This is a genomic window from Streptomyces sp. NPDC006798 (assembly GCF_040635975.1).
Lineage (GTDB): Bacteria > Actinomycetota > Actinomycetes > Streptomycetales > Streptomycetaceae > Streptomyces.
The window spans coordinates 47,284-67,928 of record NZ_JBEYIS010000022.1; the positions used below are offsets into that span (position 1 = coordinate 47,284).

Sequence of the window (20,645 nt, forward strand, 5' to 3'; positions counted from 1 at the left end):
GGGGGCGAGGTGTGGTCTACGGCTCCCGTAGGCCGCGCCGCCGGGCGAGCGCCGCGGTCCCCGCCAGCGCCAGCACCGCCCCGGCCGCGTACACCGCCCAGTTCCCGAACCGGACGAACGCCGTCGTCCCCGTCGCCAGCGGGGCCTCGTAGACCACGGCCGCCGAGGCGTCCACCGGCAGCCGGGGCCCGACCGGGCCGCCGTCGGGACCGAAGGCCGCGCTGATCCCGGTCAGGGTCGCGTGGACCATCGGACGGCCCGTCTCGGCGGCCCGCAGCGCGGCCAGCGACGCGTGCTGCGCCGGGGCCCAGCTGTGCTGGAACGTCGAGGTCGACGACTGGGCCGTAAGGACCCGCGCGCCGCCGCGGACCAGATTCCGGCTCATATCGGGGAACGTGGTCTCGAAGCAGATCAGCGGGCCGATCCGCAGCCCCGCGGGATCGCCGGGGCCGGGCGGCAGCTCCATCACCACTTGGCGCGTCCCCCGCAGCCGGTTCTCGCGGGCCGCCCGGCCCAGCGCCGTCACCCAGCCCAGCGCCGAACGGAACGGGATGTACTCCCCGAACGGCACCAGCCGCGTCTTGTCGTACCGCTGACCCGTCGGACCGGACGGTCCCACCAGGACGGCGCTCTTGTAGATACCCCCGCCCTCGCCACCGCCGACGTCACCGGCGCGCCGCGCGTCCGTATTCACCAGCAGATCGGCGCCCACCGCGCGGGAGAGCGCCGCCAGCCGGGCCGCGAGGTCCGGTCGCGCCGACAGATCCGCCCCGACACCGCTCTCGCCCCACAGCACCAGATCGAGCCGCCGCCCCGCCAGCCCGTAGGTCAGCCGCTCCGCCCGGTCGAACCGGGCCTCCGCACCGTGGATCACGCCCGGCTGGACCACCGCGATCCGCGCCGTACCGGCCGGGTGCGGCCTCGGCGACCACACCACGAGCGACCCGGCGGCCAGCGCACCGGCCACGGCCACCACGGCGGTCGCCCGGCGCGCCCGGGGGACGGCGATCAGTACGACGATCGCCGTATTCACCGCCACCACCAGCAGACTCGGCAGCCACACCCCTCCGGCGGACGCCAGCCGCAGGGCGGGCGGGAACTGCCACTGAGAGGCGCCCAGCAGACCCCAGGGGCCGCCGAGCCCCTGCCAGGAGCGGACCAGCTCGATCAGCAGCCAGCCCGAGGGGACGACGGCGACGGCCGCCGTGGCGCGTGCCGCCGACGGCTCCCCGGGTCCGTCCCGACGGCCCAGCCAGGCCTGGACGAGCCATCCCCACGGTGCCCACAGCAGCCCCGGCAGCGCCGCCAGCACCACGATGAAGATATGCAGACTCGGGACGAGCCAGCTGTGGACGGCGACCAGGAAACCGGTTCCGCCGAGCCAGCCCTCGTACGCCGCCCGGCGGCCGGTCGGCGCGGTCCGCAACAGCAGCAGCCAGGGCACGAGGGCCGCGTACGCCGACCACCACAGCGACGGCACGGGGAAGGCGAAGACCGGCAGCGCACCCGCGAGGGGCGCGGCGACGGTACGCCACCGGCCACCCGGCATCCGCATACGGGACCTCCTTCCGCCCCGTGGCCGTCGCCGTGGCCGGGACTCGCGGCCGGGGCCGCGGCGGGCCCGGCCCCGTAGGCCCACAGTGCGGCCCGGGACGGCCGGCGGCGCGTCCGGATCCGGCTCACGCCGGGCCGCGCCGCCACCGTTCCTCGACCACGACGGCGCTCACCCGCCAGCCCGCACCGGTCCTGACCAGGGTGAAGTGGTAGCGGCCACCGGTGACCAGATCCGTTCCCGCGGCCAGCCGCATCGGGGAGACATAGTCCGCCCGGAGCTCGGCCCGGTCACCCGGATAGCCGCCCAGATCCTCGATGTCCACCCGGCGGTTGGCGATCAGATGCTGGCGGACGGGGACGTCGGTCAGGGTGTTCGCCAGCCACTCGGCGATCTCGGCCGCCGGGCCCTCGGCGCCGCCCGCCGACCGGTAGTCCGCCCGGCCGTCGTCGGTGAAGAGCGCCCCGAAGGCGCCCCAGTCCCCGTCGTCCACGGCCACCGCGTACCCCGTGACCAGGTCGTCGATGGCCAGCCGGTCCATCACGGTCGAAAGATCCACGCGCTGTGTCATCGGCCAAGTCTCCGGCAGCGGCACCCGGAGGCCAAGACCCGTGCGGGTCGGGTCGCTCAGCGCGTCCCGGTCCGCGAACGGCGACCCGCGGAGGGTGCCGGTGCCGGGGCCACGGCCCGCAGCACCACGAACTTGGGATGTCCCGCCACGGTCTCGCAGCCGCCGAAGATCCGGCGCAGCCGGACGTGGTAGCCGAGGTGGCGGTTGCCGACCACCCAGAGCTCGCCGCCGGGCCGCAGTACCCGCCGGGCGTCGCCGAACATCCGCCGCGCGGTGGCGTCGGTGGTCGCCCGGTGGGAGTGGAAGGGCGGATTGCAGAGCACCAGATCGGCCGAACCGTCCGGCAGTCCGGTGAGGCCGTCGCCGACGGCGAACGCGGCCCGGCCGACGCCGTCGGGGACGTTGTCGCGATAGGTCTCCCGGGCCGACGCCACGGCCGAGTACGACTCGTCGACGAAGGTCACCGAGGCGTCCGGGGAGGCCACGGCCACCGCGGTGCCGACCACTCCGTTGCCGCACCCCAGGTCGACCACGTCGACCGCGCCGCGCGGCGCCGGGAGCGTACCGAGGAAGAACCGGGTCCCGATGTCCAGCCGGTCGGCGCAGAAGACACCCGCGTGGTTGGTGACCGTACGGCCCGCCATGGCCCCGATGTCGCCCGGCAGGGCGTACCGCAGCGGCCAGGGGCTCGGAGACCGGGCCGGCGCCGGGTCGGGCGTACAGAAGATCAGCCGCGCCTTGCGGACGGCGAGGGAGGTCCGGGTCGGCCCGACGAGCCGTTCGAAGAGCCGCAGGGTGGAGGTGTGGATCTCGTCGACCATCCCGGCCCCGACCACGACGGTGCCCGGGTGGATGGCCGGGGCCAGCCGGTGGAGCTGGTCCTCCAGCAGCGCCAGGCTCTTGGGCACCCGGACCAGCAGGACGTCGATCCGGCCCGGCGGTTCGTCGCGGACGGTCCGCAGGGTCACCGCCGAGGTGTCCGCCCCGGTCCGGGCCAGATTGGCCTCGGTGGCCCGCCGCCCCAGGTAGGAGTCGGTGAGCTGGACGGGTCCGTGTCCGGCGAGCGATGCGGTCAGCGCGCCCCAGCGGTCGCCGAGGACGACCAGCGATCCGGAGAGATCCGTCCCCTCGTCGGCGAGATGCCGCAGCAGGTACTCGTCGGCGGCGTCCCAGGCGCGCAGCTGGTCGCGGGGGTCCTCGGGGAAGCGGGTGAGGGCGAGCTCGCCCCAGGGCGTGGTCAGACGGTTCATCGTGCAGTCAGGCTAGCCGCACCGGGGCGGGACGCCGAACCGGGCGGCCACGGCCCTGCCGCCCGGCCGAGCGACTCGGGCCGGTCGCCGCCCGGGCCTGTCACCCGGCCCGGAACAGGCCCGGGGGCTCAGGCCCGGAGGATCAGGCGGCGCGCTCGATGTGCTCCAGCGCCGTCGCCCACTTCAGTACGAGGGCCTCGTACTCCCCGCGCCGCTCCTCTGGCAGCCGTCCGTCCGCCCACAGCTCCCGGATACGGGCGTTCAGCTCTGCGGCGGACTGGGCGGACGCCGACGGCACGACGGCCTCGGACTCGCGTTGAAGGGGGGACATGACCTCAGATTACGGCCTCCCGGACGGACGTGAACCCCCGCCGCACTCCCCGAACGCCTCCAATTTCCGGCGCTGTGCCTCCGAATCACCCGGTCACGCCGGTTTGAACTGCATGAATGCAGGGTAATCGGCGCCGGGTTGCCTGAGTGGCGGCCCGGCGGCCGTGATGTATGTCATCCGCTCAAGGCCCTGTTGCCGCCCTGTCGGCGGGCCCGGTCTCAGCCCGCGGACTCTCCCGCGTGCGGACTGAGCACACCCGCTCCCACCAGGGCGAAGATCAGGATTCCCAGCAGGATCCGATAGACCACGAACGGCATGAAGCTCTTGGTGGTGATGAATTTCATGAACCAGGCGATGACCGCGTAACCCACCAGAAAGGCCACCACGGTCGCGAAGACCGTCGGCCCCCAGGAGACATGGCCCTCGCCCGCGTCCTTCAACTCGTAGGCGCCCGAGGCGAGCACGGCCGGGATGGCGAGCAGAAAGGAGTAACGGGCCGCCGCCTCACGGGTGTAGCCCATCAGCAGGCCGCCGCTGATGGTGGCGCCGGACCGGGAGACCCCGGGGATCAGGGCCATCGCCTGGCAGAACCCGTAGATCAGACCGTCCCGGACGGTCAACTCCCCGAGCGTCTTGCGCTGTTTCGGCGCCCGGTGCCGGCCGCCGGACTCGTCCCGGGCGGCCAGCCGGTCGGCGACGCCGAGGACGACACCCATCACGATCAGGGTCGTGGCGATCAGCCGCAGATCGCGGAACGGGCCCTCGATCTGGTCCTTGAGGCTCACGCCCAGCACCCCGATCGGGATCGAGCCGATGATGACCAGCCAGCCCATCCGGGCGTCGTGGTCCGCGCGCATCGCCTTGTCGGTCAGCGACCTGAACCACGCGGAGAGGATCCTGGCGATGTCCCGGCGGAAGTAGATCAGTACCGCCGTCTCGGTCCCGATCTGGGTGATCGCGGTGAAGGCCGCCCCGGGGTCCTCCCAGCCCGCGAACGCGGCCGTCAGCCGGAGATGCGCGCTCGACGAGATGGGCAGGAATTCGGTCAGTCCCTGGACGAGTCCGAGGACGAGGGATTCAAACCACGACATGAAGAAGTACGCCACCCAAGGGAAGAGTTCGCGGTCCGGCGGCCCGGGGGCGTCCCGGGGCGCGGGCTGTCCGTCCTGCGCCGATGGGCAGGAAGAGTACCGTCCCGCAGGGAGATGTACGGCCATGCCCCCGAAGGGGTGAACGTCCGGTTAATTCCCGCTCAACCGATGGCGTTTGCGCCAGGCGACGACCGCCGCGACCACGCCGGTGAGCACGATGAACCCGGTGGAGATCAGAAACGCCGGGGAGGTGGGCGAGCTGGCCCGGCTGCCCGCGATCACATAGGCGGCGGTATTGGGGATCGAACCGACGGCGGTGGCGAGCAGAAACGGCGTACAGCCCATTCTGGACACGGCCGCACAGTAGTTCGCCGCGGCGAACGGCACCCCGGGGAAGAGCCGGACCGCCAGCATCGAGCGGAAACCGTGCGCGCTCAGCTGATGGTCCGCGGCCTTCAGCCAGCGGCCCCGGAGCAGGGGTCGCAGCGCGTCCTGCCCCAGCAGCCGGCCGAGGGCGAAGGCGATACCGGCGCCCAGGACCGTGCCCGTGACCGCCGAGACCAGACCGGCCTGGGAGCCGAAGAGCGCCCCCGCGGCCAGATTCAGCAGGGGTCGGGGGACGAACGCTGCCGTGCAGATCCCGTACGCCGCCGCGAACAGGACCACCGCGGCCGGTCCGCTCAGCCGGAACGGCGGCCAGCCGTCGGCGAGCAGCCGCTGCGGCTCGTACAGCAGTACGAGCACCCCGGCCGACAGCAGGACCAGCGCCAGCAGGGACAGGCGTGACCACGGGGAGAGCAGGGCCCGGCCGCAGCGGAGGGCGAGCGAGGCGGCGGGCCGGGGGCTCGCGGCGGGCCCGGGCGCGGGTTCGAACATCCGGGGAGCGTAACCGACGGGGCGGACCGCCGCCGTAACGCGGGCCTCACTCGGCGCCCGGGCCCTCCCGCGGCCCGTCCGTACGCCCGTCCGGGCCGTACCGCGGCACCGGCCCGGACCCCGCGGCCCCGCCGAGGGCACCGAAAACCGGTCGACCGGGGCCCCCGGCTCGGACATGATCGGCGCATGTTCCGGTACGCCCTCCCCGCTGATCGCCGCGCTGTCGCGGCGGCGGTGAGGGCTGCCCTCGTCCTCGCCGCCGACGGCGCCCGAGGCTGACCCTTCCCGGATCGTCCGTGGACCCCGCAGGGGGAGGGTCGGTCAGACCCCCGGGGTCCGCTTCCACCGAGCACGGCGATTCGAGGACGATCACCATGGCGAAGACCGCCTACGTACGCACCAAGCCCCATCTCAACATCGGCACGATGGGCCATGTCGACCACGGCAAGACGACCCTGACCGCCGCCATCACCAAGGTCCTCAGCGACCGCGGCGGCGGCGGCTTCGTCCCCTTCGAGCGGATCGACCGGGCCCCCGAGGAGGCCGCCCGCGGGATCACCATCGACATCGCGCACGTCGAGTACGAGACCGGGACCCGGCACTACGCCCATATCGACATGCCGGGCCACGCCGACTACATCAAGAACATGGTCACCGGCGCCGCCCAGCTCGACGGCGCGATCCTGGTGGTCTCCGCCGTCGACGGCGTGATGCCGCAGACCGCCGAGCACGTCCTGCTGGCCCGTCAGGTCGGGGTCGATCACATCGTGGTCGCCCTCAACAAGGCCGACGCGGGCGACGGCGAACTCGCCGACCTGGTGGAGCTGGAGGTCCGCGAACTGCTCGACCGGTACGGATACGGCGGCGAGACCACTCCGGTGGTACGGGTCTCCGGGCTGCGCGCCCTGGAGGGCGATCCCCGCTGGACGGCGTCGATCGAGGCGCTGCTCGACGCGGTGGACACCTATGTGCCGCTGCCGGTCCGGTACACCGACGCGCCGTTCCTGATGCCGGTGGAGAACGTCCTGACCATCACCGGCCGGGGCACCGTGGTCACCGGCGCGGTCGAGCGGGGCACGATCCGGGTCGGCGACCGGGTCGAGGTGCCGGGCGCCGGTACCGAGACCGTCGTCACCGGTCTGGAGACCTTCGGCAAACCGATGGAGTACGCCGAGGCCGGGGACAGCGTGGCGCTGCTGCTCCGCGGTCTGCGCCGCGACGCGGTCCGGCGCGGACACGTGGTGGCCGCGCCGGGCAGTACCACCCCCAGGCGGCGGTTCACGGCCAGGGTGTATCTGCTCTCGGGCCGTGAGGGCGGCCGGACCACCCCGGTCGCCACCGGCTACCGGCCGCAGTTCTATCTCCGGACCGCGGACGTGGCCGGGTACATCGACCTCGGCGAGCGGGCCGTCGCCCGTCCCGGCGAGACCGTCATGGTCACCGTCGAACTGGGGCGGGACGTCCCGCTGGAGCCGGGCCTCGGCTTCGCGATCCGCGAGGGCGGCCGTACGGTCGGCGCCGGGACGGTGACGGACCTGCTCTGAACCGGCGCGCCGACGGCGGGTGCCGCGCCTTCGCGAGCTCGGCGCCGCGAACGCCGGTCCGGCGGCCCCGGGAACCCGGCACGGGTCCCGGGGCCGTACCGGATCCTCCGGACTCCGGACGGACCCGGACCCCCGGACCGGATCCCCGGACCCGACCCCGGTGCGGCGCCCGGTCCGGCGCGCCGACAATGGGGGAGTGGAGAACAACCGATCCGGCCCGCCCGGCACCGAACCGGAGGCGATACCCGTCGTCCGGACCGTCGACCACGGCACCGCCAGGCTGCTGCCCGATGTGGACCGGGCCCGGGCCTGGCTGCTGACGGTCGACGGGGCCCCGCAGTCCTATGTGGACCTCGACGACCCGGCCCATCTGGAGTTCGAGTACACCCGGCGGATCGCCCATCTCCTCGACACGGCGGCCCCCGAGGGCGCGCCGCTCGACGTGCTCCACCTCGGCGGCGGCGCGCTCACCCTGCCCCGCTACACCGCCGCGACCCGGCCGGGCTCGCGCCAGGAGGTGGTGGAGGCGGACCGGGGCCTGATCGCCCTGGTGGCCGAACACCTGCCGCTCCCCGGGGCATCGGGGATCACCGTACGCGCCGCCGACGCCCGCGCCCATGTGGAGTCCGCGCCCCCGCGGAGCGCCGATGTGATCGTCGCCGATGTCTTCGGCGGCTCACGGGTGCCCGCGCATCTCACCTCCGTCGAGTTCGCCCGCGCCGCCGAGCGGGTGCTCCGCCCGGACGGCGTCTACGCGGCCAATCTCGCCGACGGCTCGCCCTTCGGCTTCCTCGGCTCCCAGCTCGCCACCTTCAAAACCGTGTTCGAGGAGCTGGCGCTGATCGCGGAGCCCTCGGTCCTCCGGGGACGGCGGTTCGGCAATGTGCTGCTGCTCGCCTCGCACCGCCCCCTCGACACGGCGGCGCTGGCCCGGCGGACGGCGGCGGACGCCTTTCCGGCCCGGGTCGAGTACGGGGCCGCGGCGGCCCGGCTGGCCGGGGACGCCCGGCCGGTGACCGACGCCGACGCGCAGGGATCGCCGGAGCCGCCCGAGGGCGCGTTCGGCATCGGCTGACCGCCGCCCCGGCCCGGCCCGGCCCCCGGTCGCCGGGAGCCGGGGCCGGGGGCCGGATCACGGTGCGGCGGTCGTTCCCGCCAGACGTACGGAGCCGAGGACGCGCTGGATCGTGGCGTCCGGCAACTCGTCCGCGATCCCCGTATTGGCGTACAGCACGAATGTCTTGATCTCGCTCCGCGCGTCCTTGAAGCTGAAGGCCACCGACTTGCCGTCGGTCTCGCACTTGTGGCGCTTCTTGGTCCCGGTGGCCCGCGCGGTCGACATGCTGCCGGAGAGCCCCGACGTGGTGGTGAACGGCTTCGGCTTGACGACCTTCACGGTGCCGTCCGGATCGGTCTGGGCGTAGGCGGCCCAGGCCCAGTTGTAGGCGTCGTTGTACGCGGCGTCGGCGGTGCTCTTGGCGCCCCGGCCGCCTCTGGTGCCCGCGGCGGCCAGGCTCCAGTCCTCCATCTTGCCGTCCTTGTTGAGGTCGGCCAGACACCAGGTGGGCTTGAGCTGTGCGGGGGCGGAGAACACGACGGCGGGTGAGCCGTCGCCCTTCTTCTCGTCCTCGAAGCCGGACTGCATTCCGGCGCCCATCAGATTCCACTCCGGCGGGACGTCGAACATCGTGCCGTGACCGGGATTGACGACCACCTTCCAGCCGGGGATCGTCGGTTCGGCGTCCTTGCCCGCCCGAGGGTTGGGCCCGGTCGGCTGCGGCGCGGGCGGGGGCGCGGAGGACGCGGTCTGCTCCCCCGTACCACTGGGCGCGGCCGACGAGCCGGACCCGCCACCGGCCCGTTCGCCGCCCTTCTCGTCGTCCCCGAGGACGACGACACCGGTGACCACGGCGGTCGCGACCACGGCCAGCGCCGCGACGACGGCGACGGCCGCGGTCTTCTTCTTCTCCGGCCCGCCGGAGGGCAGGGGTGCCCCCGGCGGCCGGGTCGGAGGTTCGGAGACGGCGTACTGCGAAACCGTCGGCTGCTGGTACGGGTTGGGCTGTCCGGAGCCCGCCGGTCCCGGGTACGACTGCTGCCCCGGCTGCTGATACGGATTCGGCGCCTGCGGATAACCGGGCTGCTGGTACGGGGCGGGCGGGGGTCCGCCCTGCCCCGGCGGGTTCTGGTGCTGCGGGTTCTCGCCCCCGGGCGGCTGCTGCTGTCCTGGCCACATGGCGAGTAACCCTAAGGGGTGGCGGGGATCCGCCGTCCGGCGGTCCGCCGCCCCTCCCTCCCCGAGACGTCCCGGCGGCGGCCCCGGGCGGCCGGTCACTCCGCGCGAAGGTATGGCCAACCGCCCTACCCGTGGGTAACATCGCGGCCATGAGCGCTGATCAGAAGTCCGTCGCCGAGATGCTCGCCGCCACCGTTCCGATGGTCCGGACCCTCAATCTGGAGTTCGACGAGGCCACCGCCGAACGCGCGGTGCTGCGACTGCCGGACCAGGCAGAGTTCCACAATCATGTCGGCGGACCGCACGCCGGCGCGATGTTCACCCTCGCCGAGTCGGCGAGCGGCGCGATCGTGCTGGCCGCCTTCGGCGACCAGCTCCACCGGGCCGTACCGCTCGCCGTACGGGCCGAGATCGGCTACCGGAAGCTGGCGAAGGGCGAGGTCACGGCGGTCGCCACACTCGGCCGCCCGGTCGCCGACGTCCTCGCCGAACTGGACCGGGGCGAGCGGCCCGAATTCGATGTGACGGTCGAGATCCGGCGGGCCGACGGCGATGTCACCGGTGTGATGACCATCGCCTGGACCCTCCGGCCCCACTCCTGACCTCGTACGGCCGGGCGGTGCGGCGGCCCGCCCCCGTTACCCGGGCACCCGCGCAGCCGACGGCCGGGATCAGAGCCGAAGACAGAGGGGACGCCCGGCGCCGGTCGCTGCGGTCCGGCGGGGGCACCGCGAGCCCACGGCCCGGGAACGGCGTGACTCCCCGCCCACGCGACCGGGCACCCCGGCCCCCGGCAGCGCCGGCCGCTGCCCCGAACCCCGGCGAGAACTGACGACCGTCGCACCACCGGCAGGCTCGCACAGGTTCACGCGGTGGAGCCGCGAGGCGTCACTCTCCACCGCCACGACCTCGTCAGCGCCGAGGCCCGGGCCGGTGCTCCCGGAAGGCGACCCGCACCGTCAGCCCGCCGCCCTCGGGGTTGGCCGTCGCCGAAGCCCTCGCCCCGTGGGCGCGGGCGATCGTGTCCACGATGGACAGGCCGAGCCCTACCCCCTCCCCGGGACCGTGGGTGCGCTCGTTCAGCCGGCGGAACGGTTCGAAGAGCAGCCGGACGGTGCCGGGCGGCACCGGCAGTCCGGTGTTCGTCACCTCGATGCCCTCCGGGCCGGTCCGCACCTCCACCCGGCCCTCCGGCACGTTGTGGCGGACGGCGTTCGCCAGCAGGTTGTGCAGGAGCCGCTCCAGCAGCACCGGATCCCCGTCGACGGTCAGTGGCCGGGCCCGGACGGACACGCTCACCCTGCGCTCCGCCGCCTCGCCCGCCAGGGCGGCCGCCGCCTGCTCCGCCAGCTCCTGCACCGCCACCCGGCGGCGCTCCCGCAGGCCCTGGTCGGAGGTGGCGAGCAGCAGCAGCCCTTCGATCGTCCGCTCGCTGGTGTCGGCGACCTCGATCAGCTTCGACCGGATCCGCTCCACCCGCTCGGGGGACGGGTCGCTCGCCAGCCCGATCTCCGCGGCGGCGCGCTGCACGGCCAGCGGGGTGCGCAACTCGTGGGCGGCGTTCGCCGCGAACCGCTGCTGGGCGGAGACGAGCTGCTCCATCCTTTCGAGCATGTCGTCGAAGGCGTCCGCGAGCCGCTTGAGATCACCGGGCGGGCCGTCGAGGGCGATCCTTTCGTGCAGGTTCTCGCCCGACAGCCGGCGGGCCGTATCGGTGATCACGGCGATCGGCCGGAGCACCCGGCCGGCCGTCCACCAGGCGATCGCGACCGACATGACCGCGTAGCAGACGAAGACGATCAGTGAGACCGTGAGCAGCCGGTCGAGGGCCGCGGACTCGGCGGCGTCGCTCACCTCCCGCGCGATCGCCGGACTCTCTCCCGGGACGATCGCCCCGACGGTCGGCACCGGACACCCGGACGCCGCGGTCGGCAGCATCGTGGACCCGTCGGGCGCGGCGGTCTGCCGGGGCGAGGACGGGTCCTGGACGCGCCTGGCCGGCACCGCGGTCCTGATGGCCGTGCTGATCGACGAGTACAGGCCCTCCTGCACCAGCACGTACACGACACCGGTGAGCAGGGCGCCGACGAGGACCAGCAGCAGTGTGTACAGGGCGGTCAGCCGGGCCCGTTCGCTGCGGACCGGCAGCAGGAGAGCCAGCGGCGCTGTCCGACGGCGGGCGGCCCGCGGCCCTACGGCGTTCACGAGACGATCCGGTAGCCCGCGCCCGGCACGGTCTCCACCACCGGCGGCTCGCCCAGCTTGGCCCGCAGCTTGCTCAGAGTCACCCGTACCGCGTTCGTACGGTAGCTCGTGTGCTCCTCCCAGACCTGCTCGATCAGGTCCTCGCCGCTGACCAGCGCTCCCTCGGCTCGCAGCAGCGCCTCCAGCACCCCGAACTCCTTGCGGGAGAGCTGAAGGTGACGCCCGTCCCGGCTGGCCTGACGCCGGGCGGTGTCCAGGACGATCCCGGCGCCCTCCAGGACCGGTGGCAGTGCGGGCCGGGCGCGCCTGCCGAGCGCCAGGACCCGGGCGAGCAGTTCGTCGTACGCGAAGGGCTTGGACAGGTAGTCGTCGGCGCCGAGGCCCAGGCCCTCGACCCGGTCCCGTACCGTCCCGGCCGCCGTCAGCATCAGCACCCGCGTCATCAGCCGCTGCTCGACCACGTATCGGCACACGTCGTCGCCGTGCAGGCCCGGGAGATCCCGGTCCAGGACGAGGACGTCGTACTCCCCGAACTCGATTTTGCGCAGGGCCCGCTGGCCGTCGGTCGCTACGTCCACGGCGAGCGCGGCCCGGCGCAGTCCCTCGGCAATCATCTCGGCGAGGAACGCGTCGTCCTCCACCACCAGTACACGCATGGCCCCTGTGTACCCGAAGGGGACCTTTCGTCGGTGTAAGCAAAATCGTTGAGAGAGACGAAACAACCCTTCGCGGCAACCTCCTGCCATGACGATTCGACGGATCACTCACGCGGCCGCCGCCCCCTTGCTGGCCGCCGCCCTCGCCCTCTTCGCCACGGCCTGCTCCGGTTCCGAAGGGAGCGGGAAGAACGACGGAAGCGTGTCCGAGGAGGGCAAGAAGGCGGACCAGGCCCTCGAACTCCGCAAGTGCCTGCGCGAGCAGGGCCTCGACGTGCCCGAGCCCGAGCCGGGCCGGAACGGTGCCGGACTCAGCATCGGCGGCGACGGAATGCCGAAGGAGAAGGTGGAGAAGGCGTTCAAGACCTGCCAGGCCAAGACGGGCGGCGCCGGCTTCGGCGAGGAGCCCGCCCAGGCCGACAAGGACAAGGCGCTCGCGTACGCCAAGTGCATGCGCGAGAACGGCTTCGACATGCCCGACCCGAACTCCGGCGGCGGCATGCAGGAGGCCATGCCCATACCGCGGGGCGCCGAGAAGCAGAAGTTCGACAAGGCCGCCGAGGCATGCCGGGGCGTGGGCCGATGAGCCGCGGCGAGACGGGCGCACGCCCGCCGCGCCGGCGCCGGCTGGTGCTCGCCGTCGCGGCGGTCGTCACCGTCGCGGGCGGAGGCGCCGCCGTCACCGTCCTGGCCAACCCGGACAGCCGCGATACCGTTCCGGCCGGCTCCCCGGGGCTGTCGTCCACGACCGCCTCCGTCACCCGTGTCGACCTCAGCGACAGCACACGGCGGGACGGCACGCTCGGCCATCTCGGCGAGCGGAGGATCAACGCCGGGGCAGCCGCGGGCGGTGGTGCCGGAGGAACCCTCACCTGGCTCGCCCCGACGGGCTCCGTCGTGAAGCGGAACGAGCGGGTCTACGAGATCGACGGCCGGGCCGTACGCCTGATGTACGGTGCCGAGCCCATGTACCGGACACTCAAGACCGGCGCCAAGGGCAAGGACGTCCGGCAATGGGAGGAGAACCTCGCCGCCCTCGGGTACACGGGCTTCGACGTCGACGAGGAGTACACCGCCAAGACCGCCGCCGCCGTCGAACGCTGGCAGAAGTCCCACGACCTCCGGCGGACCGGCACCGTCGGCCCGGACCAGATCGCCTTCGCCGGCAGCGCCGTACGCGTCAAGGAGACGGGGGCCGGTTCCGGCGGCGACCGGATCGCGGTGGGCGACCGGATCACCCCGGGCTCCCCGGTCCTCACGGTCACCGGCTCCGAACGCGTCGTCGGCTTCCGGATCCCGGCCGCGGAGGCCGGATCCGCCAGGGCGGGCACCCGAGCGCACGTAACGCTCCCGGACGGCACCCGGCTGCCCGGCAAGGTGTCGGCCGTCGGCCGGACCGCGACGGTCGGCGACGACCCCCAGGACAAGACCCCGAAGATCGACATCACGGTCTCCTTCGACGACCCCGACAAAGTCACCGGCGTGGACCAGTCACCTGTCACCGTCGAGCTCACCGGCGAGACCCGCAAGGACGTCCTGTCCGTACCCGTCAACGCTCTGCTCGCCCTCCCCGACGGCGGCTTCGGCGTCCAGGTCGTCGAGAACGGCAGGGCCAGAGACGTCGAGGTCGAGCTCGGCATGTTCGGCCAGGGCAGGGTCGAGGTCAGCGGCGAGGGGCTGCGCGAGGGCATGAAGGTCGGGGTGCCGTCCGCATGACCGGCATCGCGCGACCGCCCGTCGTGGAACTCACCGGAGTCGTCAAGCGGTACGCGGGCGGGGTCCGCGCCCTCGACGGCATCGACCTCACCGTGCGCGCGGGCGAACTCGTCGGCATCGTAGGACCCTCCGGCTCCGGCAAGTCGACCCTGCTGCATATCGTCGGCACCCTGGACCGTCCCACCACCGGCACCGTGAAGATCGCCGGGCACGACATCGCCGCCCTGTCCGACCGCCGGCTCTCCGCTCTGCGCGCCCGCCACATCGGCTTCGTCTTCCAGGCATTCCACCTCGCCTCCGGCATGACCGCGGTCGAGAACGTCGCCGAAGGGCTGCTGTACTCCGGTCTGCCCCGAGCCCGCCGCCGCCGACTGGCCGACGAGGCCCTCGGCCGGGTCGGACTAGCCGACCGGAGGCGCCACCGGCCGCACGAACTCTCCGGCGGCCAGAAACAGCGCGTCGCCATCGCCCGCGCGGTCGTCGGACAGCCCGATCTGCTCCTGGCCGACGAACCCACCGGCGCGCTCGACTCGACTTCCGGCGAAACCGTCATGGAACTGCTGCACACCCTGAACGCGGAGGGCTCGACGATCGCGGTGATCACCCACGACACCGAGGTCGCCGACCGGCTGCCGCGCCAGGTCCGCATCCGGGACGGCCGGGTCGTCGCAGACACGACCCTCGGAAAGGTCGTGGCCTGATGCCCCGCGGAAACCCGCCGCACACCGCCGACCGTGCGCTCAAGGCCACCCGGCTCGGCCCAGGCGACGTCCTGCACGTCGGCACCGCCGGTCTGCGCAGCCGGCCGGTACGCGTCGTGCTCTCGGCGCTCGGCATCGCCATCGGCATCGCGACGATGATCGCGGTCGTAGGCATCTCCGCCTCCAGCCAGGCGCAGCTGCTGCGCCAACTCGACGCGCTCGGGACGAACATGCTGGTCGCGAAGCCGGGCGAGGGCATGTTCAGCGGGCAGGAGGTCAAGCTGCCGAAGGATGCCGTCGGCATGGCCGGCCGCATCCAGGGCGTCCGGCACGCCGGAGGCACCGGCGACCTCGCCCGCTCCGTACGACGCTCCGAGAAGATCCCCGAGGAAGAGACGGGCGGCATCGCGGTGAAGGCGGCCACGGAGGGACTGCTCGGCGTGCTGCGCGGCACCATCGCCTCCGGCACCTGGCTGAACGCCGCCAACAGCCGTTACCCGTCGCTCGTGCTGGGACACGTGGCCGCCGAACGACTCGGTATCGACCGGCCCGGACGGCAGGTCTGGATCGACGACCGCTACTTCACCGTCCTCGGCATCCTCGATCCGCTGCCCCTCGCACCCGAGCTCGAACGCTCGGCCCTGGTCGGCTGGGACGGAGCCCAGCGGCTGCTCGGCTTCGACGGGCACCCGACGGCCGTGTACGAACGCTCCACAGACGCGTCCGTACGCCAGGTCCAGAAGCTCCTGGCACCGACGATCGACCCGCGGAACCCGCGGAACGTCTCCGTCAGCGACCCGTCGTCGGCGCTCAGGGCGAAGGCGGCGACCGAGGGCGCGTTCTCCACTCTCCTCCTCGGACTCGGTGGGATCGCCCTGCTCGTAGGCGGCGTCGGCGTGGCCAACACCATGCTCATCTCGGTCCTGGAACGCCGCCACGAGATCGGACTGCGGCGCTCCCTGGGCGCGACCCGCGGCCAGATCAGGATCCAGTTCGTCACCGAGTCCCTCATGCTCTCGGGCCTCGGCGGTATCGCGGGAGTCCTCCTGGGTGGTGCGGCCACCGGCCTGTACGCGGCCTCGGGCGGCCTGCCCTGGGTGGTCCCGCCCTGGGCCGCCGCGGGCGGCTTCGCCGCCACCCTCGCCATCGGCACCATGGCGGGGCTCTACCCGGCGGTCCGAGCCTCCCGCCAGTCCCCGACCCTGGCCCTGGCGGCGGCGTGAAAGCGGCGGTTCCGCGGCCGACCCGCCCGATGGCCGAGGGGAAGGGCCCCGCCGGGGTCGTATCCTCCCGGGCGGGGGTCCGGCGGGTTCTTCCAGAACGGGGCCGTGGGCCTTGATCCGGCACGTCAGCACGGGCAGGGGTGGCGCCCGAAGTCGTCCGCGTCGCTCGGAAAGGCCCCTTGAGGGGCCGTCAGACCCCGGACGCCGTCACAAACCATGCCCGGCAGCGCCCCGAACCTGGCCTCGCCTGAGAACTCCTGTGGAGGGGCGCGCCGGCGAGTCCGGTCAGGTCCGGGGCGTCGGGAGCGGCGCCCGCGACGGCGCGCGGGCGGGCGGCACAGGCGGTGATCGGGTTCCCGGCCGGTGACAGGGCGCCCGAGGGAGCCCTGTCACCCGCGCCGAGGCCCGGGCCCGGATGCTCGAACGCCGACATCCGCCACCCCCCGAGCCCGCCCCACCCGTTCGGAGTAGCGCCCTCATATGTGCGGCAGTGATGTACGGAGCCGGAGCCGGTGACGTCCGAGCCGAGGACCGGCCCGACCCGGGAATCGTCCGGCCCGCCGACCCCGTGGAGCGCGTCGTAGCCTCCTGTGTGTACGGCAGCGGCCTGTGGCCCTGCGCCTCGACGCCGGCCACCGGCCGCCCTCCCGACGACAGCGAGGGGCTTCCCCATGCGGTACGTGACCTTGAACAACGGCGTCGAGATGCCGATCCTCGGCTTCGGCGTCTACCAGATCCCCGCCGAGGACACCGAGCGCGCCGTCTCCGAGGCGCTGGCAGCCGGCTACCGCCTGCTGGACACCGCAGCCGCCTACGGCAACGAAGAAGCCGTCGGCCGCGCCACAAGGTCCAGTGGCATCCCTCGTGAGGAGCTCTTCGTCACCACCAAGCTGTGGGTCCAGGACGCCCCTGCCCAGGACAACACCCGCCGCGCGTTCGAGACGTCGCTGACCAAGCTGGGCCTGGACTACCTCGACCTGTACCTGATGCACCAGCCCTTCGGCGATGTCTACGGCCAGTGGCGTGCCATGGAGGCACTCAACCGCGAGGGTCTCGCGAAGGCGATCGGTGTCGCCAACTTCTACCCCGACCGGCTGATCGACCTGATCCTCAACAACGAGATCACCCCGCAGGTCAACCAGATCGAGACCCATCCGTTCTTCCAGCGCGCCTCCTACCAGGACCTCATGCGCGAGCACAGGGTGCGGATGCAGTCCTGGGGCGGCTTCGCCGAAGGCAGGAACGCCCTGTTCACCAACCCGCTGCTCGCCGGAATCGGCGAGCGGTACGGCAAGTCCGTGGCCCAGATCGTGCTGCGCTGGCTCACCCAGCGCGAGGTCGTCGCCATCCCCAAGTCGGTGCGTACCGAGCGGATGGCCGAGAACATCGACGTCTTCGACTTCCGGCTCACCGACGAGGAGATGGCCCGGATCGCGACCCTCGACACCGGCGGCTCCCTGTTCTTCGACCACCACGACCCCGAGATGGTCACCCGGCTCGCCGGGCGTCGCCTGGACAGCTGAGCACCAGACGGCCTCTCGTCGGCCGGCGGCCCTCTTCAGGTGAATGGCGTGAGGGAAACCCTCCGCCTCGGGATCCACGGCGTCGGCCCCGCTCGGCGTCCCCGGCTGGTCCGGACGGGAGACCCCGGTGGCCGGAGATCGCCGCCGCAGGCGACGGAGCAGGCCGCCGCGGATATCGGAGCGCTGTCCGGGGACGACTACTCCGGATGCGGCCGACGCGCCGTCGGCCGCATACCAGCGGCGACGGAGGCTCGGCGTGCTTTCTGCCACCCCCTGTTCCGCGGACTCCTGGTCAGCGGATCACCGGGGTGAACCGTACGGGCAGCGCCACCAGCCCCCGCTCCCGGACCGAGGGCCGCCAGGCCAGCCGCTCGGGGTCCACCGCGAGCACGGTGTCCGGCAGCCGCTCCAGCAGTGTCTCCACCGCCGTCCTGGCGATCGTCTCGGCGAGCAGCGGGGCCGGATAGGGGCAGCGCCGGCCACCTCCGCCGAACGAAAGATGGGCCGCGTTCTCGCCCCCGGGCCGCCCCCCGGGCCAGATCTGCGGATCCGTGTTGGCGGCCGCGAGGGACAACAGGACGCGGTCACCCGCCCGGACCCGGTGGCCGCCGAGCTGGGTGTCCCGTACGGCCCGCCGCCCGCCGACAGTCTGCGCCGGGGTGTCCAGCCACAGCACCTCGTTCAGCGCCTGGCCGACACTGAGCCGCCCCCCGGAGACGTCCCGGGCGAACCGCTCGTCCGTGAGCAGCAGCCGCAGCGCGTTCCCGATCCAGTCCGCAGTCGGCCGGTGCGCCGCCGCGACGAGGGCGAACACCTCCCGTACCACCTCGCCGTCGTCGGGGGCGGCCGGATCGGCCAGCAGCCGCGAGATCACATCCGGCCGGGGGCCGGAGCGCCGGGCCGCCACCAGCCGGCGCAGCCGCTCCCCGGCCCGGACGTAGGCGGACCGCCGCAGCTCGTCCCCGCCGCCCCGTACCGCGCCGCCCGGAGGCATACCGTCCCGTACGGCATCGGTTCCGGACGTGCCGGACCGTTCCGGGCCGTCCTCGGCGAGGGCGGTCCGCAGATCGCCCACCAGCCCTTCGAAGGCGCCCGCGTCCGGCGGCAGTCCGCACATCAGGACGGCCGCGCGCAGTGATACGGCCCGGACGTACGCGGACATCAGCTCGGCCCGTCCGCTGCCCGCGAAGCCGTCCACCAGCCGCCGGGCCACGCCCCGGCACCCCTCGGCCAGCTCGAACTGGTCCACCGCGGCCAGCGCCCGGGCCGCCGACGGGCCCGGCCGCCGTGGGCCGCGGCCGGGTACGGCGGGCGCCGGACCCGTGCTCTCCGCCGCCTCCGGCCACGGACCGGGGCGGGACGTGTCCCGGACGAACAGCTCCTCGTGAGCGGTGACATAGCCGACCTCGGCATAGCCGAGGACGAGCCAGGCGGTGCCCCCGTCGTCCGCCACGACCGGCGCGACCCGGCCGTGCCGCCGTCTGAGGCCGGCGTAGATCGCGGCCGGGGACTCGCCGTCGGCGGGAACGCGCAACGGGACGGCGCCGCTTGCCGCCGGGGAGCCGGCTTCGGACGGGTCGGCGGTGGCCCGGTGCCCGGCGGACGCCGGGGGCGCCGCCGGGCCGCCGCGCCGGACCGCGGAGGCGGCCGGGCCGGGCTCGTCCGCCGCGGGATTGCCGGGGGTGCCGGGGGCGTCCGGCGCGGTCGTCGTACTGCGGTCGGTCATGGGGTGGTCTCCCGGGCCAGAGTCAGATCACGGAGGTGGTTGACGAGGCTGAGCAGTACGTACTTCCCCGAGGCGCGGACCCGGGCGTCGCAGTCGACCAGCGGGACGTGCGGCGCGAGCGACAACGCCTGCCGTATTTCCCGGAGGGAGAAGACCGCCGGATCGTTCTCGAAGCGGTTGACCGCGACCACGAACGGGGTGCCGTGGTTCTCCAGCCGGTCGATCGCGTACCAGGAATCGCTCATCCTGCGGGTGTCCACCAGGACGACCGCGCCGAGGGTACCCGCGAAGAGGCGGTCCCACAGGAACCAGAACCGCTCCTGACCGGGCGCCCCGAAGAGATAGAGCACCATCCGCTCGTTGAGACTGATCCGGCCGAAGTCGAAGGCGACCGTCGTGGTCGACTTGGCCGACGGGCCCGCCGTCTCGTCGACCCCGATCCCGGCCTGGGTCATCACCTCCTCGGTGTTGAGGGGACGGATCTCGCTCACGGACCGCACCAAGGTGGTCTTGCCGACCCCGAACCCGCCCACGATCACGATCTTCAGTCCGGTATCGGCCGAATCCGTCAGCGGGGTGAACGCGGGCAGCTCAGAGGTTGCGGAGTCCATGGAGCACCTCCTCCAGAAGGGCAGAGTCGGGCAGGCCGACGAGTGAGCGGGCGGGCCGGGGCCGCCGGGCGGTGATCCGGCCCGTCGCCAGCAGATCTCCGAGCAGGATCCGGACCACCGTCACCGGCAGCCGGAGCTGTGCCGACAACTCGACGACGGAGACGGGGTGCCGGGCCAGTTCGAGGATCCGGGCGTGCTCGGACTGCATGCCCGGCGCCGGGCCGCATTCGCCGACCACCAGGGTCACCAGGTCGAACGTCCGCTCCGTATCGGCACCGACGGCACAGCGTCCGCCGGTGACGGTGTAGAGCCGGTCCGGTTCCCCCAGGTCGACGGGGAGACGGGTCATGGGCGGGGACTCTCCGGAGCGGGCGGGGTTCGGGGTTCGGCACGCAGATGGTGTCCTATCTGGTCGACCAGTTCCGTCATGTGGTGGCCGACGGCGCCCGGGTCGGCGCCGTCCTCGGCCACCACGGCCAGATGGGCGCCCTCCCCGGCCTCCACGATGAACAGCAGTCCGCCGTGGAACTCCGTCATCGAGTGGCGTACGCCGCCGGTGCCGTCGCCGAACTCGACCGACGCGCCCTGGGCCAGCGCCTGGATACCCGAGCAGATCGCGGCCAGCTGATCGGCCTGATCGAGTGTCAGATAGGGGGTCCAGCACAGCTTCAGCCCGTCGCGGGAGAGCACCAGGGCGTGCCGGGTGCCCCGGGTGCGGTCGATCAGGCCCTCCAGGAGCCAGGTGAGGCTGGTGTCCGTGGTCTGCATGGTCGGGACGGGGCGGGCGCCACCGGTGGCCGGGAGCAATGGCCCCTTCCTCCTGTCTCTCGGTC

Annotated in this window: 21 protein-coding genes and 1 pseudogene; 9 read left to right on the top strand and 13 right to left on the bottom strand. The window is 73.3% G+C overall.

The features are described 5' to 3' along the window. Positions 1 to 16 precede the first annotated feature (16 nt). The 6 genes from lnt to ABZ714_RS17195 form a co-directional block, all read right to left on the bottom strand. Positions 17 to 1,555, bottom strand: a complete 1,539-nt coding sequence (lnt, locus tag ABZ714_RS17170) for an apolipoprotein N-acyltransferase (protein ID WP_358826044.1) — start codon at positions 1,553 to 1,555, stop codon at positions 17 to 19. Positions 1,556 to 1,679: 124 nt separating this feature from the next. Beyond that, positions 1,680 to 2,123: a nuclear transport factor 2 family protein gene (locus tag ABZ714_RS17175; RefSeq protein WP_358826045.1), complete on the bottom strand. Its 444-nt coding sequence runs from the start codon at positions 2,121 to 2,123 to the stop codon at positions 1,680 to 1,682. 56 nt (positions 2,124 to 2,179) lie between these two features. Next, positions 2,180 to 3,373 carry a methyltransferase gene (locus ABZ714_RS17180; RefSeq protein ID WP_358826046.1) on the bottom strand — a complete coding sequence of 398 codons (1,194 nt, stop codon included), beginning with the start codon at positions 3,371 to 3,373 and terminating at the stop codon, positions 2,180 to 2,182. Positions 3,374 to 3,515: 142 nt separating this feature from the next. Next, the gene (locus ABZ714_RS17185; protein ID WP_358826047.1) at positions 3,516 to 3,704 is read right to left on the bottom strand and encodes a hypothetical protein; all 189 of its coding nucleotides are present in this window, start codon (positions 3,702 to 3,704) and stop codon (positions 3,516 to 3,518) included. Between the two features lie 218 nt (positions 3,705 to 3,922). Beyond that, entirely contained in the window at positions 3,923 to 4,795 is an 873-nt protein-coding gene (locus ABZ714_RS17190; protein ID WP_358826048.1) for an undecaprenyl-diphosphate phosphatase, read from the bottom strand. A gap of 150 nt (positions 4,796 to 4,945) precedes the next feature. Next, positions 4,946 to 5,671, bottom strand: coding sequence for a TVP38/TMEM64 family protein (locus tag ABZ714_RS17195; protein ID WP_358826049.1), 726 nt, complete (start codon positions 5,669 to 5,671; stop codon positions 4,946 to 4,948). Positions 5,672 to 6,045: 374 nt separating this feature from the next. Between ABZ714_RS17195 and tuf the strand changes: the two genes are divergently transcribed. Together tuf and ABZ714_RS17205 are read left to right on the top strand one after the other, a co-directional pair. Continuing rightward, entirely contained in the window at positions 6,046 to 7,215 is a 1,170-nt protein-coding gene (tuf, locus tag ABZ714_RS17200; RefSeq protein ID WP_358826050.1) for an elongation factor Tu, read from the top strand. 196 nt (positions 7,216 to 7,411) lie between these two features. After that, positions 7,412 to 8,290, top strand: coding sequence for a fused MFS/spermidine synthase (locus ABZ714_RS17205; RefSeq protein WP_358826051.1), 879 nt, complete (start codon positions 7,412 to 7,414; stop codon positions 8,288 to 8,290). Between the two features lie 57 nt (positions 8,291 to 8,347). On the opposite strand, the gene ABZ714_RS17210 is transcribed toward ABZ714_RS17205, so the two are convergent. Further along, entirely contained in the window at positions 8,348 to 9,451 is a 1,104-nt protein-coding gene (locus tag ABZ714_RS17210) for a hypothetical protein (protein ID WP_358826052.1), read from the bottom strand. 149 nt (positions 9,452 to 9,600) lie between these two features. Between ABZ714_RS17210 and ABZ714_RS17215 the strand changes: the two genes are divergently transcribed. Beyond that, positions 9,601 to 10,053 carry a DUF4442 domain-containing protein gene (locus tag ABZ714_RS17215; RefSeq protein WP_358826053.1) on the top strand — a complete coding sequence of 151 codons (453 nt, stop codon included), beginning with the start codon at positions 9,601 to 9,603 and terminating at the stop codon, positions 10,051 to 10,053. Positions 10,054 to 10,363: 310 nt separating this feature from the next. On the opposite strand, the gene ABZ714_RS17220 is transcribed toward ABZ714_RS17215, so the two are convergent. Continuing rightward, on the bottom strand, positions 10,364 to 11,611 hold the full coding sequence (locus tag ABZ714_RS17220; protein WP_358826107.1) for an ATP-binding protein: 1,248 nt from the start codon (positions 11,609 to 11,611) through the stop codon (positions 10,364 to 10,366). A 41-nt stretch (positions 11,612 to 11,652) separates the two neighbouring features. Beyond that, complete coding sequence (locus ABZ714_RS17225; RefSeq protein WP_358826054.1) at positions 11,653 to 12,312, bottom strand: response regulator transcription factor; 660 nt, start codon at positions 12,310 to 12,312, stop codon at positions 11,653 to 11,655. A gap of 88 nt (positions 12,313 to 12,400) precedes the next feature. Here ABZ714_RS17225 and ABZ714_RS17230 point away from each other — a divergent pair, with 88 nt between their 5' ends. The 6 genes and pseudogenes from ABZ714_RS17230 (at position 12,401) to ABZ714_RS17255 (ending at position 17,475) form a co-directional block, all read left to right on the top strand. Further along, positions 12,401 to 12,898 carry a hypothetical protein gene (locus ABZ714_RS17230; RefSeq protein WP_358826055.1) on the top strand — a complete coding sequence of 166 codons (498 nt, stop codon included), beginning with the start codon at positions 12,401 to 12,403 and terminating at the stop codon, positions 12,896 to 12,898. Further along, the gene (locus ABZ714_RS17235) at positions 12,895 to 14,028 is read left to right on the top strand and encodes a peptidoglycan-binding protein (protein WP_358826056.1); all 1,134 of its coding nucleotides are present in this window, start codon (positions 12,895 to 12,897) and stop codon (positions 14,026 to 14,028) included. Before ABZ714_RS17230 ends, ABZ714_RS17235 begins: the two co-directional genes overlap by 4 nt. Further along, the gene (locus ABZ714_RS17240; protein WP_358826057.1) at positions 14,025 to 14,729 is read left to right on the top strand and encodes an ABC transporter ATP-binding protein; all 705 of its coding nucleotides are present in this window, start codon (positions 14,025 to 14,027) and stop codon (positions 14,727 to 14,729) included. The genes ABZ714_RS17235 and ABZ714_RS17240 overlap by 4 nt, the downstream gene beginning before the upstream one ends. Next, a complete protein-coding gene (locus ABZ714_RS17245) occupies positions 14,729 to 15,952 on the top strand; it encodes an ABC transporter permease (RefSeq protein WP_358826058.1) in 1,224 nt (407 codons plus the stop codon). Before ABZ714_RS17240 ends, ABZ714_RS17245 begins: the two co-directional genes overlap by 1 nt. A gap of 493 nt (positions 15,953 to 16,445) precedes the next feature. Next, a pseudogene (locus ABZ714_RS17250) lies at positions 16,446 to 16,598 on the top strand (IMP dehydrogenase); the annotation flags it as partial. Between the two features lie 25 nt (positions 16,599 to 16,623). Next, entirely contained in the window at positions 16,624 to 17,475 is an 852-nt protein-coding gene (locus tag ABZ714_RS17255) for an aldo/keto reductase (protein WP_358826059.1), read from the top strand. A gap of 292 nt (positions 17,476 to 17,767) precedes the next feature. Here the strand turns inward: ABZ714_RS17255 and ABZ714_RS17260 are convergent, their stop codons facing one another. From ABZ714_RS17260 to ABZ714_RS17275, 4 genes are read right to left on the bottom strand one after another with little or no spacing between them, the layout of a single operon-like run. Next, entirely contained in the window at positions 17,768 to 19,201 is a 1,434-nt protein-coding gene (locus ABZ714_RS17260) for a cytochrome P450 (protein WP_358826060.1), read from the bottom strand. Further along, entirely contained in the window at positions 19,198 to 19,812 is a 615-nt protein-coding gene (locus ABZ714_RS17265; protein ID WP_358826061.1) for an ATP/GTP-binding protein, read from the bottom strand. The genes ABZ714_RS17260 and ABZ714_RS17265 overlap by 4 nt, the downstream gene beginning before the upstream one ends. Beyond that, entirely contained in the window at positions 19,793 to 20,161 is a 369-nt protein-coding gene (locus ABZ714_RS17270) for a DUF742 domain-containing protein (RefSeq protein WP_358826062.1), read from the bottom strand. The genes ABZ714_RS17265 and ABZ714_RS17270 overlap by 20 nt, the downstream gene beginning before the upstream one ends. Then, on the bottom strand, positions 20,158 to 20,580 hold the full coding sequence (locus tag ABZ714_RS17275; RefSeq protein ID WP_358826063.1) for a roadblock/LC7 domain-containing protein: 423 nt from the start codon (positions 20,578 to 20,580) through the stop codon (positions 20,158 to 20,160). Before ABZ714_RS17275 ends, ABZ714_RS17270 begins: the two co-directional genes overlap by 4 nt. Positions 20,581 to 20,645: the final 65 nt, after the last annotated feature.